At 72.7% G+C, this 11,895-nt stretch carries 15 protein-coding genes; 8 read left to right on the forward strand and 7 right to left on the reverse strand.

Features of this window, described 5'->3' with window-relative positions:
- Positions 1 to 88 precede the first annotated feature (88 nt).
- Positions 89 to 1,111 carry an SCO0930 family lipoprotein gene (locus tag QMF80_RS18335; RefSeq protein WP_283454609.1) on the forward strand — a complete coding sequence of 341 codons (1,023 nt, stop codon included), beginning with the start codon at positions 89 to 91 and terminating at the stop codon, positions 1,109 to 1,111.
- Between the two features lie 3 nt (positions 1,112 to 1,114).
- Positions 1,115 to 1,603 carry a hypothetical protein gene (locus QMF80_RS18340; protein ID WP_283454611.1) on the forward strand — a complete coding sequence of 163 codons (489 nt, stop codon included), beginning with the start codon at positions 1,115 to 1,117 and terminating at the stop codon, positions 1,601 to 1,603.
- Positions 1,604 to 1,674: 71 nt separating this feature from the next.
- Here QMF80_RS18340 and QMF80_RS18345 read toward each other — a convergent pair whose 3' ends face one another.
- The 3 genes from QMF80_RS18345 to QMF80_RS18355 all read right to left on the reverse strand — a co-directional run bounded on the left by QMF80_RS18345 (position 1,675) and on the right by QMF80_RS18355 (position 3,349).
- On the reverse strand, positions 1,675 to 2,001 hold the full coding sequence (locus QMF80_RS18345; protein ID WP_283454715.1) for a putative quinol monooxygenase: 327 nt from the start codon (positions 1,999 to 2,001) through the stop codon (positions 1,675 to 1,677).
- A gap of 75 nt (positions 2,002 to 2,076) precedes the next feature.
- Positions 2,077 to 2,847: an IclR family transcriptional regulator gene (locus tag QMF80_RS18350; protein ID WP_283454613.1), complete on the reverse strand. Its 771-nt coding sequence runs from the start codon at positions 2,845 to 2,847 to the stop codon at positions 2,077 to 2,079.
- A 52-nt stretch (positions 2,848 to 2,899) separates the two neighbouring features.
- Entirely contained in the window at positions 2,900 to 3,349 is a 450-nt protein-coding gene (locus QMF80_RS18355) for a flavin reductase family protein (RefSeq protein ID WP_283454717.1), read from the reverse strand.
- A 316-nt stretch (positions 3,350 to 3,665) separates the two neighbouring features.
- Here QMF80_RS18355 and QMF80_RS18360 point away from each other — a divergent pair, with 316 nt between their 5' ends.
- The 4 genes from QMF80_RS18360 (at position 3,666) to QMF80_RS18375 (ending at position 7,017) form a co-directional block, all read left to right on the forward strand.
- Positions 3,666 to 4,586 (forward strand): SigB/SigF/SigG family RNA polymerase sigma factor, encoded by a 921-nt coding sequence (locus QMF80_RS18360; RefSeq protein WP_502962877.1) that lies wholly within the window; start codon positions 3,666 to 3,668, stop codon positions 4,584 to 4,586.
- Between the two features lie 177 nt (positions 4,587 to 4,763).
- A complete protein-coding gene (locus QMF80_RS18365; RefSeq protein ID WP_283454617.1) occupies positions 4,764 to 5,756 on the forward strand; it encodes an anti-sigma factor RsbA family regulatory protein in 993 nt (330 codons plus the stop codon).
- Positions 5,757 to 5,968: 212 nt separating this feature from the next.
- Positions 5,969 to 6,355 (forward strand): STAS domain-containing protein, encoded by a 387-nt coding sequence (locus QMF80_RS18370; RefSeq protein WP_283454620.1) that lies wholly within the window; start codon positions 5,969 to 5,971, stop codon positions 6,353 to 6,355.
- A 260-nt stretch (positions 6,356 to 6,615) separates the two neighbouring features.
- On the forward strand, positions 6,616 to 7,017 hold the full coding sequence (locus QMF80_RS18375; RefSeq protein WP_283454622.1) for an ATP-binding protein: 402 nt from the start codon (positions 6,616 to 6,618) through the stop codon (positions 7,015 to 7,017).
- Between the two features lie 654 nt (positions 7,018 to 7,671).
- Here the strand turns inward: QMF80_RS18375 and QMF80_RS18385 are convergent.
- From QMF80_RS18385 to QMF80_RS18395, 3 genes are all read right to left on the reverse strand, one after another.
- Positions 7,672 to 8,745, reverse strand: coding sequence for a cation diffusion facilitator family transporter (locus QMF80_RS18385; RefSeq protein ID WP_283454624.1), 1,074 nt, complete (start codon positions 8,743 to 8,745; stop codon positions 7,672 to 7,674).
- Positions 8,742 to 9,233 (reverse strand): hemerythrin domain-containing protein, encoded by a 492-nt coding sequence (locus tag QMF80_RS18390; protein ID WP_283454626.1) that lies wholly within the window; start codon positions 9,231 to 9,233, stop codon positions 8,742 to 8,744. Before QMF80_RS18390 ends, QMF80_RS18385 begins: the two co-directional genes overlap by 4 nt.
- Positions 9,234 to 9,300: 67 nt before the next feature.
- Positions 9,301 to 9,567, reverse strand: coding sequence for a GlsB/YeaQ/YmgE family stress response membrane protein (locus QMF80_RS18395; RefSeq protein ID WP_283454628.1), 267 nt, complete (start codon positions 9,565 to 9,567; stop codon positions 9,301 to 9,303).
- A 219-nt stretch (positions 9,568 to 9,786) separates the two neighbouring features.
- Here QMF80_RS18395 and QMF80_RS18400 point away from each other — a divergent pair, with 219 nt between their 5' ends.
- Complete coding sequence (locus QMF80_RS18400; RefSeq protein WP_283454630.1) at positions 9,787 to 9,948, forward strand: hydrophobic protein; 162 nt, start codon at positions 9,787 to 9,789, stop codon at positions 9,946 to 9,948.
- A 105-nt stretch (positions 9,949 to 10,053) separates the two neighbouring features.
- Here QMF80_RS18400 and QMF80_RS18405 read toward each other — a convergent pair whose 3' ends face one another.
- Complete coding sequence (locus tag QMF80_RS18405; protein ID WP_283454632.1) at positions 10,054 to 10,557, reverse strand: MarR family winged helix-turn-helix transcriptional regulator; 504 nt, start codon at positions 10,555 to 10,557, stop codon at positions 10,054 to 10,056.
- 128 nt (positions 10,558 to 10,685) lie between these two features.
- On the opposite strand from QMF80_RS18405, the gene QMF80_RS18410 reads away from it, so the two are divergent.
- Positions 10,686 to 11,852, forward strand: coding sequence for a PP2C family protein-serine/threonine phosphatase (locus QMF80_RS18410; protein ID WP_283454633.1), 1,167 nt, complete (start codon positions 10,686 to 10,688; stop codon positions 11,850 to 11,852).
- Positions 11,853 to 11,895: the final 43 nt, after the last annotated feature.

Consider the following 11,895-nt stretch of genomic DNA (forward strand, 5'->3'; position numbering starts at 1 on the left):
TCCCGGGGATCGCAAGGGAATTCGTTCCGCAGGCCCTAAGAAGGAGTCAGGGCGCGAAAGGCGCCGTACTCCACTGGAGGGATCCATCATGAACAACAGGCGTCGTGGCGCGATATTCGGATCGACGGCCGCGGTGGTATTGCTGGCGGCCGGATGCGGAAGCGGCGGAGCGAATTTCGGTCCGGCGGGCGCGGCGAAGCCGGCCGCCGCGAGCAAGGCGGCCGGGGGGGCCTACGATTCCACCGGATCCGGCGATTACGGCTCCGGATCCGGCTCCGCCTACGGGGCGGACGCGCCGGCGGCCTCCGCGGCGCCTCCCGCCGCCGGCTCGGGTTCGGCCTCGGGCGCCGCGGCCGGACCGGCCGGGCAACTGGCGGTACGGGCCGTGGCGGCCGTGGGCGACGTGGTGACGGACGGCGCCGGAGCCACCCTCTACCGTTTCGACAAGGACACCGCCCAGCCCCCGAAGTCGGCCTGTGTGGACACCTGCGCCACCACCTGGCCCGTCGTGCCGGCCGACGACGCCACCGCCTCGGCGGGCATCGCGCCCAACCTGCTGGGCGCGGTCGTCCGCCCGGACGGCACCCGCCAGCTGACCCTCGCGGGCTGGCCGGTGTACCGCTACGCGAAGGACTCCCAGCCGGGCGAGGCGAAGGGCGAGGGCGTCGGCGGAACCTGGCACGCGCTGGCCCCCGACGGAAAGAAGGCGGTGGACGCCGCCGCCCGCGGCGCCGAGCAGAAGAACTCCGAACCGCAATTGTCGGTGACCCGGGACGCGAAACTCGGAAACATCCTCGTCGACGCCGGAAAGCGCACGCTGTACCGGTTCAACAAGGACAGCGCGTGGCCCATGAAATTCGGTTGCCTGGACGCCTGCCTGGACACCTGGAAGCCGGCCGCTCCCGTGGACAAGCAAAAGGTGGACGGAATTCCCGCCGCACTGGTCGGATCGGTGAAACGCCCCGACGGCAGCATGCAACTGACCATCGACTGCTGGCCCGTCTACACCTTCACGGGCGACACCGCGCCCGGCCAGACCAACGGGCACAATAAACAGGGGCTCTGGTTCGCGGTCACGGACACGGGCAAGAAGGTTCCGGCGGGCGGCTGAACCATGGCCCGCCCACCGCGCCCCGACCGCCGCCTCGTGCCGTTCGCCGCAGCCGCGTCCGTCACCCTGGCCGCCACCCTGCTGGGCGCCGCCTGCTCCGGCCCGGCGCCCCACCCGAAACCCCGCGCGGCGCCCGCCGCTCCCGGGTCCGTCACGCTCCAGCAGCTCGCCACCGCCCTCGGCTGCACGGCCGAGGTCACGGTGGACGCGGAGGAACTGCGCGAGGGGGCGTGCGGGTCGGGCCCGGCCGCCTACCGCCTGGCCACCTTCGCCGCCGACGAGGGCCAGCGGGCCTGGCTGGCCGAGTCACGCGCGTACGGCGGCAGCTACCTGGTCGGTCCCCGCTGGGTCATCACGGCCCCCACCCCCGAATCCCTGACCCCGGCCCGCACCCGCCTGGGCGGCACCCTCGAATCCGGCGCCACGCACGGGACGATGGAGGGCATGGAGGGCATGGAGGGCATGGAGGGCATGCGGGGCATGGACCACTGACGCACCCCTCGTGCGCGGGCGCCGTGGATTCGGTGCTTCGGGGCCAGGGATTCGGGGCCAGGGATTCGGGGTCAGCGGTTCGGGGTGAGCTCGGCCATGGTGTTCCAGCCCTGGCCGGGCACCTCGACGTTGATGATCTCGGGGGCGGTGGCGATCGCGTCGGCCATGACGGCCATGCCCGCCCGGAAGTGCTCGGACCGGACGTGGGCCTCGCCCGCGGCGGCGTCGGCGAAGGCCTCCAGCAGGACGTACTGGTTCGGGTCCTCGATGCCGCGCGACCAGTCGTAGAAGAGGTTGCCGGGCTCGGCGCGGGTGGCCCGGGTGAAGTCGTCCACGACGGTGAGCCAGTCGTCGGCGTGCTCGCGGCGGACGGTGAACCTGACGGCGATGAAGATGATGCCGCCCATGGTGGCCCGTACCGGCCGGACCGGCCACCGCAGTCCCCGCGGATTCCGGGCCTGCCGGAATTCCGGTCAGAGCGCGTCCGCCGCGGCCCGCGCCACGGCCGCGCGGACGTCCCCGCGGCGCCGCCGGAAGTCCTCGGTGGCCAGCGATACGGACAGCGCGTGGACGGTGCCGTCGGGGCGCGGCCCCGGCAGGCTCACGGCGAGGCAGGTGTACGCCGGATCCGCCTCGCCCAGCGAGACGGCGAAGCCCTGCCCCCGCACCCGGGCGAGTTCGGCCTCGAAGCGGTCGGCCGCGGTGATCGTACGGTCGGTGAACCGGGCCATGCCGTGTTCCGCCAGGTACCGCCGCCGCACCGGGCGGGGCAGCTCGGCCAGCAGGGCCTTGCCGTGCGCGGTGGCGTGGGCGCGGATCTCCGGACCCGGGACGAACGGCGCTGCGGTGTCCGTCACCGGAGCCGTGCTGTCGACGACCGTGATCACTCCGCCCCGGTACACGGTGTAGTACGCCTCCGCCGAGGCGGCCCCGCGCAGCCGGTGCAGCATCTCGATGACGCCCGGGGCCGGGCGCAGGTGCCGCTGGAACGAGCGGTGCAGGGCGGGCACGCGCGGACCGGGAACGTACCCCTCGGCGGTGCGGGCGAGGTGCCCGCGGGCGGTCAGTGCCCCGAGCAGGTGGTAGGCGGTGGACAGTGAGCACTCCACCTGGCGGGCCAGTGCCTTCGCGCTCACCGGCCCCGGCGCGTCGGTGACGGCGTCGAGCAGCGCGAGCGCCCGCTCCACCGACCGGAGGCCGGAGGAGGCGGACGGTCCGGGAGCGGGGGTCGTCGTGCCGGTCATCCCCCGAGCCTACGGCCGCCGCCGGCCGCGCGGGCCCGGGACGGCCCGCCGCTCAGGCGGGATGGCCCGGCGGCAGCTCCTTGACCGCGCGGTACCTGAGCAGGGCGGGCGCGGGGCCGTCGGGCCGGGCGGGGGAGTGCTCGGTGGGGGCCAGCAGGAAGCCCGTGTGGTCGCCGCCCTCGACGCGCCGCTCGATCCGGCCGACGAACCAGGCGCAGGCGTCGGTGAGCACCGGGCTCCCGTCCGCGCTCGGCCGCCAGGCGACCCGCGCGAACTTGTCGACGTGGTCACCGGTCTCGCCGCCGAACAGCTCCGCGAGGTCCCGCTGGTCGCTCCCCAGTACGTGCACCGTGAGGAAGGTGGCGTGATGGCTGACCCGGAAGGTGTGGTTCAGGTGGGACAGCCACACGAAGAAGCGGGGCGGGTGGATCGAGCACTGGGAGGCGAAGCCCACCAGGCACCCGGCCCGCTCGCCCCCGGCCGCGACCGTGACGACGTACATCGGACCGTCGAGCACGTCCGTGAACGGGTCCAGCGGATCCGACGGGGCCGAGGGGTCCGGGGGCACCAGCGGCACCGAGGGCGCCGGGGGGTCCGACTCGTTCGGTTCGGTCACGGGGCCACTTCCTCGGGGCGGCTGGCACGATGGTGGTACTGCTTCTGCCCGCGCGTCCGGTACGTATGCGGGCCCGCCGGGGCCGACGGTTCGCAGGTCCGCACGGGCCCGTCCGAAAAGACCGCCGCGCGGTGGGTGTAGGTTCCGGATTCGGGGGCAGACGAGGCCCCGATGTATCCGCTCCAGGGAGGGAACCGTCATCATGTCGCGGTCTGACACAGTCGTGAGCCCCGTGTGCGAGACGACGGTCGCGGTCGTCACGCCGTCCGCCGAATGCGTGACGGGGACGTCGCCCGTCGGCCTGCCCCACGTGCCGAACGCCCGTGAGGTCGCGCCCGCGGACGCGCGTGAGCTGTCGAGGATGTTCCTCGTCCGGCTGCGCGCCCTGGAAGAGGGAACGCGCGAGTACCAGTACGCGCGCAACACGCTGATCGAGATGAACGTCTCCCTCGTCCACTTCGCCGCCCGCCGCTTCCGCGGCCGCTCCGGCGGTGGCGGGGTCGAGATGGACGACATCGTCCAGGTGGGCACGATCGGGCTCATCAAGGCGATCGACCGCTTCGATCCCGAGCGCGAAGTCGAGTTCTCCACCCTCGCCCTCCCCTACATCACGGGCGAGATCAAGCGCTACTTCCGCGATACGACCTGGGCCGTCCACGTACCGCGCAGGCTCCAGGAGCTCCGGACCGAACTGGTCAGGAGCCAGGAGGAGCTGACGGACGTCCTGGGCCGGACCCCGACGGTCGCGGAGCTGGCCGAGCACCTCGAACTCGACGAGGCGGAGGTCCGTGACGGTCTGGTGGCGGCCAACGGCTACACCAGCGGCTCGCTCGACGCGGGCACCGAGTCCGAGGAGCAGTCGGCGAGCGGCCGCAGGACCCGCCCGCTGGCCGAGAGCATGGGCGACGTGGACCCCGCCGTGGAGCTCTTCGAGGACATGCACACCCTCGCTCCGCTGCTGGGCCGGCTCAAGGAGCGCGACCGTCTGATCCTGGCGATGCGCTTCGGCCAGGAGAAGACCCAGGCCGAGATCGGGGTCGAGCTGGGCGTCTCCCAGATGCAGGTGTCCCGGCTCCTGTCGCGGATCCTCTCCGAGCTGCGGAGCGGCATGCTGAGCGTCTGAAGAACCCCGCGCGGGTAGGGGGCGCGGGTCAGGGGCGCGAGGCGACGGATACGGGTGCGGGTACGAGTGCGGGATCACGGAATATGAGATGTGGGACAGGGGACGCGATGCGGGGCGCGCCGCCGGTACTCTGGTATGCGTTTCGATGCCGACCGTGACCGCCCACGAGGGAAGAGTGTGATTCCACCCGCCCACCACCCCAGCCGCACGGAGCCGAGCGGGACCGTCGGCGCCGCGCTCGGCGCGCCCGCGCCCTTCGTCCACCCCGCCCTGTTCTACCGGGGACCGCGGGACTACGCGGCCGGAGTGGGCGGCTTCGTCCGGACCGCGCTGACCGCCGGTGAACCGGTCCTCGTCGCCGTGCCCGGCCCGCACCTGGAGGCCCTCCAGGGCGACCTCGGCGCGGAGGGCGACGGAGTCGAGTACGTCGACATGAGCGCCCTCGGCCGCAACCCCGGCCGCATCCTGGCCGCCCTCCAGGACTTCGCCGACCGGCACCCGGGCCGGTCCGCGCGGATCGTGGGGGAGCCGATCTGGGCCGGCCGTTCGACCGCCGAGGTCCTGGAGGCCACCCGGCACGAGGCGCTGATCAACACCGCCTTCGCAGGCCGGCCCGCGACCATCCTGTGCCCGTACGACGTCACCGCGCTCCCGCCCGAGGTGGTGGCCGACGCCCGGCGGACCCATCCGACCCTCATCGAGGACGGCCTGGACCTGCTCAGCCCCGGCTACACCGACGCGGCGATCGTCTGCGCGGACTGCGATCTTCCACTGCCCGCACCGCCCGCCGGGGCGCTCGTCCTCGACTACGCGGGGGGCGGGCTCGGCCACCTGCGCGAGCACACGGAAACCTGGACCCGCGGCACCCCCCTCGACGCCGGGCGGCGCGGCGACCTCGTCCTCGCCATCAGCGAGGCGGCGGCCAACTCCGTCGCCCACGGCGGGGGAAAAGGGACCCTGCTTCTGTGGGCCACGCCCGCGGGCCACGTCGTGGCGGAGGTCAGGGACGGCGGCCGACTGTCCGATCCCCTGGCGGGCCGCCGCCGCCCCGCTCCGGCCTCCGGCAACGGTGGACGCGGGCTGTGGATGGTCCACCAGCTCTGCGACCTCGTGGAGGTCAGGGCCCTCGACTCCGGGCTCACGCTGCGCCTCCACATGGCGATCGGCTGACCTGGGCGGGGGAACAGCGGTGACCACCCTCCCGGCCTCTGTAAAGTTGAGAGGGGTTCGTGGGAGTTCGCAAGGGCTCATGCGGTTCGGCGGAGTTCGGACGGGTTTCAACCAGTCTCACTCGTGCGGAACGGTTCGGACGCCGACACCGGCAGTGCTAGACGACGTATCGAGAGGTTGACGTGGGAACTCGTAACCAAGGGGACGGCGACGTGCCGACCGCCGCTGCCGCCGCGGCAGCAAGCTACGCGGCGCCCGGGCCTCTCGGAGCCGAGCTGCGAGACGACCGGACGGGCGCCGTGGTGTGCGCCTTCGAGGGGGATCTGGACCTCGACGGCCTGGGCCGCGTCCAGCCCGTGCTGGACGAGGCCCTGCGCTCGGGGGCGCCCCGGCTGGTGGTCGACCTGGCGCGGCTGGGCTTCTGTGACTCCTCGGGCCTCAACCTGCTGCTCAGCCTGCGCCTGGACGCGGAACGGCAGGGGGTGTCCCTGCGGCTGGCCGCGCCCAACGAGCAGTTGTCCCGGCTGCTGCGGCTCACCGGCGCCGACACCGTGTTCACCATCGACCGTTCTGTCGCGGACGCCCTCGCGGCGCCGTGACCGGCGATACCGCGCGGGTACCCGAGGTGTTCGAGCGGACAGGGCGGGTAAGCGCGGAGTCTGGGACACCGAGAGGGCCCAGCCAGTGTTCGCGCGAGTATTCGGAACGGCAGGAGCGCGCCATCAACGGACAGATCAGCGCCAACGGGGGTGAGACCGCGTTGAAATCCCAACGACCTCAGATCAGTGATCCGCTACGTGTGGACACCAGGGCTTTGATCCAGCGCCGTCGTCTTGGGCTGCGGGGGGTCGGGGGCCAAGTGGCCAAGGGACGTGAGTTCGCCCGCACCGCCCTGCGGGACTGGGGCTGGGGCGAGCGGGAGACGGCCGAAGACGTCCTGCTGCTGGTGTCCGAGCTGCTCACCAACGCCGTCATCCACGCGGGCGGCTGCCACGAACTGGTGGTCACCGCCGCCGAGGGCGTCCTGCGCGTCGAGGTCTTCGACGGCGAGGGCACGATGCCCCGGCTGCGCACCGAACAGCGGAGCGCGGTGCCCGGCGGCCACGGACTGTACATCGTCCAGCGGCTCTCGGACCGGTGGGGCGTCCGGCCGCACGCCCAGGGCAAGGCGGTCTGGGCGGAGGTCGAGGCGGTCCGCCTCATCACGGGCTGCCCCGTCCACCCGATGACCGGTCCCGCCCACCCGCTGGTTTCGCAGTAGCCGTACGGCCGTCCCCGCCCGCCGTCCCCGCCACGTTTTCCGCGTCGCGCTCCAGGGCGCACGGCGGCCATCAGGAACGTACGGGCGCGACCGTCCGGCCGGGCCGTCTCCTGCGGCTGCTGCCGTCGCAGACGGCCGCGACGGCCGGACAGTGACCGCTGATCACCCGTCTCCTGGCGGACCCGTGGCCGCCGGCGGCCGAGCCCGGCGTCACCACTTCCTGTTCCGCGGGGTGCCCGGCGGCCGGGGGCGGGGCTGGAGTACTTCGGCGCGGGTAGCATCGCCCTCCGCTTCGCCGGACCGCAACCGGTGGACCGCGACCGGCCGTTCCTGCGCAAGGACACCCCGCGGACTGATGCTGGCGGTGCTGGCGTGTGGGCGGTGCTGACCTGGCGGCGGAGCCTGCTACGGCGGCGGAGCCTGTACGGCGGCGGAGCCTGTACGGCGGCGGAGCCTGTACGGCGGCGCGAGCGGCTCCTTCGGCAGCGTCCACGGCCCGCTCAGCGCGTTCGCCTCACCGCTGTTCCGGTCCTGCCCGACCTCGCCCGCGCTCTTCCTGGGCCTGGCGTTCGCCACCCAGCTGGAAGCCGTCAGAGCGGGCGTGGCCGCCCCGGTCACCGCCGACCCCGGGGTCTCAGGCGGCGCCCGTTCGGCTCACGGCCGTGCGCCGCGGTGGACCCGTTCGGCTGCCGCGGCGTCCGTCACGTCGAGGAACACCTGGTCCAACTCGGGCCAGCGGCACTTGAGTTCGGTCCGGATGCGGACCATCGCGTCCTCGACCGTCTCACTGTCGTATCCCGCCGTGAGATCGACGCCGGCGGCGAGCAGTATCGCGTCGGGGTCCATGCGCATGGTCAGCAGGGCGGTGACCGAGTCGATCTCGGACTGCTCCAACAGGCACTCGCGCACCTCCCGTTGAAGCACGGGATCGGCCGCCTCGCCGATCAGCTGCGCCCGGGCACCCTTGCCGAGGGTGTAGGCGACGTAGACGAGGAGTACGCCGATGAGGATGGACGCGCACGCCTCGTACGCCACCTGACCCGTCGCCATGTGCAGCCCCATGCCCGCCATGGCCAGCAGCACGCCCGCGCAGGCCGTGCTGTCCTCGGCGAGGACCGTCCGCAGGGCGGGGTCGCGGCCCGCCCGGATCTCCTCGGCGGCGCTGTGACCGGCGGCCCGCGCTGCGCCGCGCACCTGGCGGACGGCCCGTACCAGGGAGACGCCCTCGGCGAGGAGGGCGACGAAGAGCACCGCCAGGCCGATCAGATAACCGTCCCGCGATTCGGAACTGTCCGAGCCGAACGCCTCGATGCCCTGGAAGACGGAGAAGCAGCCGCCGGTGACGAAGATGCCGACCGCGGCGAGCAGGGACCAGAAGAACCGTTCCTTGCCGTAGCCGAAGGGGTGCTGGTCGTCCGCCGGTCGCCTGCTGCGCTTGAGCGAGGCGAGGAGGAAGACCTCGTTGAGGCTGTCCGCGATGGAGTGGGCCGCCTCGGACAGCAGGGCCGGGGACGCGGCGATGACGCCGCCGACGGCCTTGGCCAAGGAGATCGCCAGGTTGGCGGCGAGGGCCACCCACACCGTGGTGCGGGTCTCGCCGTCGCGCCGTGCCGCCGCGGCCCCGGGCCGGTCCGCGGCCCCGGAGCGGTCCGCCGTCCCGGAGCGGTCCGGGGACGGGGACCGCTCCGGGGTCCGCGCGGGTCCTGTCGTGCCGCCGTCGGCCGTCATCCCCGTACGACGGACCGTACGTGTTCCACCCGGCCGCAGTCCGCAGCGAGCTGCCGGTCCCGCTCGCGCGTGAAGGCGGCCCCCAGCTCGGCGCGGCGGTCGTCCGGCACGCTCTCCCGGGCGCCGTTGAGGATCGTCCGCTCCTCCTCGTCGATGTGGTGCGTCACGGCCTTCGCGAGGTCCTCCAGCCGCTCGTCCCATGCGTCGGAGCCCACCTCGGACACCTCCAGCAGGGCCAGGAGGGCCTCATTGCCCTCGGCGTGCTCCTCGGTTCCGTGGTCCACCTCGTCGTCGTCCACGTTCTTGAACCGCTTCAGCGCGCCGTACACCTCCTTCTCCTCGGCTTCTCCGTGCGCGACGAGCAACGCGGAGAACTCCTTCAGAGCGCGTGCGCGGTCGGCTTCGACGCTCCGCATCCGGCGGAACAGCTCCTCCATGGTGCGGTGATCCGCGAGGATCAACGCGACGACATCGTGTTCCGCGGTCATGGTGTGCTCCTTCGGGCGGCGCGGATGGCGCGGGCGGGGACGTGGCCGGGACCGGGGGCGGCCGCGGTCACGCGCGGCGCCGGCCGGTGACCAGCCGGTAGACGATCAGCAGGATCAGCGATCCGGCGATCGCGGCGATCCAGGTCGAGAGGTCGAAGAACCCGTCGATCGAGTCGACCCCGAAGATGACCTTGCCCAGCCAGCCTCCCAGCAGGGCGCCGACGATCCCGATCAGGATCGTGACGATGAACCCGCCGGGGTCCCTGCCGGGCAGCAGTGCCTTCGCGATGATTCCAGCGAGCAGTCCGATGACGATCCAGGCGATGATTCCCACGATGTTCCTTCCGGGAGCCGGTGATTCCTTCTCCCGCCGACTGCTCGCTGCCGGAATTTTCAAACCCGGGCCGTTACGAGCCCCCCGCCGCGTTCCCTCCCGTGCCCTTCCCGTGTGCGGGCGCGTCGCGCGCTTCCCCCTCCGCGGACGAGCGACACCTGAAATGGGATGCATAGGAGGGGATCGGCAGGGCAGACGGCTCTTCGGAGGTTGATAAACATGGTTCCCCTGCTCCTCGTACTTCTGCTGGTCCTGATCCTTTTCGGCGCCGGTTTCGCGCTCAAGATCCTCTGGTGGGTCGCGATCGCGGTGCTGGTGCTCTGGCTGATCGGATTCGTCGCCCGCCCGAAGAGCGGCAGCGGGCGCTGGTACCGCTGGTAGCGGCGCGCATCTCCGCCACGGCGGCCGGAACCGGGCGTCGTGACCGTGGCCCGTGGGGCCCACCCCTCCCGGAGGGGTGGGCCCCACCCCGTGCCCGGGACCGCCTCAGGCGGTCCGGGACTCGGCGCCGTTCAGCGTCCGCGGCAACCGCAGCGGAGCGGAGACCGCCTCACGGAGGTCCGCCAGCCCGACGGCCAGCGCGGCGCGGGAGGCGGGCGGCATCGCGGCGATCGCCTCCGTCAGGGCTTCCTTCCTGCGGGCGCGCAGATCGACGAGGTACGTCCGGCCCTGGGCCGTCAGCCGCAACTGCAGCTCACGGCGGTCGGCCGGGCTCGGGTTCCGCTCCAGGAAACCGACCGCCTGCAGCCGGTCGCACAGCCGGGTGACCGACGACGGCGCGGCCCCCAGCAGGCCGCCGAGCGTGCGCAGGTTGATCTCCTCGTTCTTCTCGACGAGGAAGAGCACCCGTGCCTGCGCGGAGGAGACCGGCGGCGCGCACACCGTGTCCCGGCCCCGCTCCCAGACGACTTCCAGCAGCTCGATCAGCTCGCTGACCTCGGCGACCGCGGACACCGGCGGCCGGGGCGAGCCGATCGGGCTCTGACGCATGTGACACTCCCTACCGGATGAACGAGCTGCTTCGCCCGTCGAGCCGACGGCCGCGGGGCAGACCCATACTGACAGTTGCGAGAAAGGCAGGTCCCAGGCCGGTGGACGGATCAGAGGATGTCGCGCGCATGCTGCGCGCCGCCGCACCGCACGAACTGTTCGACAAGGTCCGCGAAGTGATCACCGAACGGTACGGTGCCCGCGCCGTCGAGCTGCTGATGGCGGACTACGCCCTGACCAGCCTCCAGCCGGTGACCGAGCTGCCCGACACCGCCGAACCGCTCTCCCTCCACAACAGCGCTCCGGGCCGTGCCTTCGGCGCGCAGGAGCCGTACGTCACCGGGGACGCGGCCGGGGTCACGGTCCACCTGCCGGTCAGCGTCCGGGGCGACCGGGTGGCCGTCCTGAGCGTGGGCTTCCCGGCGGGCCGCTACGCGCCCGCCCTCCTGGGGGAGCTGCGGGACATCGCCGACGCCCTGGCCCACGCGATCCTCGTCGCCGAGCGCGACACCGACGTCTTCCTGCGGGCCCGCCGGGCCACCCGGCTCACCCTCGCCGCCGAGATGCAGTGGCAGCTCCTGCCGGGGCGGGCCTGCTCCCGGCCCGAGTACGAATTGGGCGGACAGCTGGAGCCCGCCTACGCCATCTACGGCGACAGCTTCGACTGGTCGGCCTCCGCCGACCACCTGACGCTGTCCGTGAACAACGGCATGGGTGAGGGGATCGACGCGGCCCTGCTGACCAACCTCGCCGTCAGCGCCCTGCGCAACGCCCGCCGGGCCGGGCTGGGGCTGGTGGACCAGGTGAGCCTCGCCGACCAGGCCGTCTACGGACAGCACCAGGGAGCCCGCCACCTCGCTCTGCTCCTGCTGCGCTTCTGCCTGCGCACCGGGGAGGTCGAGGTCATCGACGCGGGCTCGCCGCGGATCTGGCGGCTCCGGAGCGGCACGCTGGAACGCATCGAGCTGGAGGCCCAGCTCCCGCTGGGCATGTTCGAGGACACGATCTACGAGTGCCAGCGCTTCCGGGTGCTGCCCGGGGACCGGCTCTTCTTCCTCAGCGACGGGGTCTACGACGTGGCTTCCCCGGGCGGCGAGAGGTACAGCGAGTACGCGCTGGCCCGGGCCGTCACCCGCACCCGGCTGCTGCCGCCCTCCCAGGTGCCCAGGGCGGTCCTGGAGGAGCTCGCCGGACACCGCGGGCAGATCGAGGCGGCCGACGACGCCATGGTCGTGTGCCTCGACTGGCACGGCCGGGAAGGGCCGGACTCGGGTGCGGCGGGCCAGGATAATTGACCAGTTCAAATATTGCCTAACGGCAAATGATCATTCTAAGCTC

Origin of the sequence: Streptomyces sp. G-G2, from assembly GCF_030063135.1 — a bacterium.
Classification (GTDB): Bacteria; Actinomycetota; Actinomycetes; order Streptomycetales; family Streptomycetaceae; genus Streptomyces.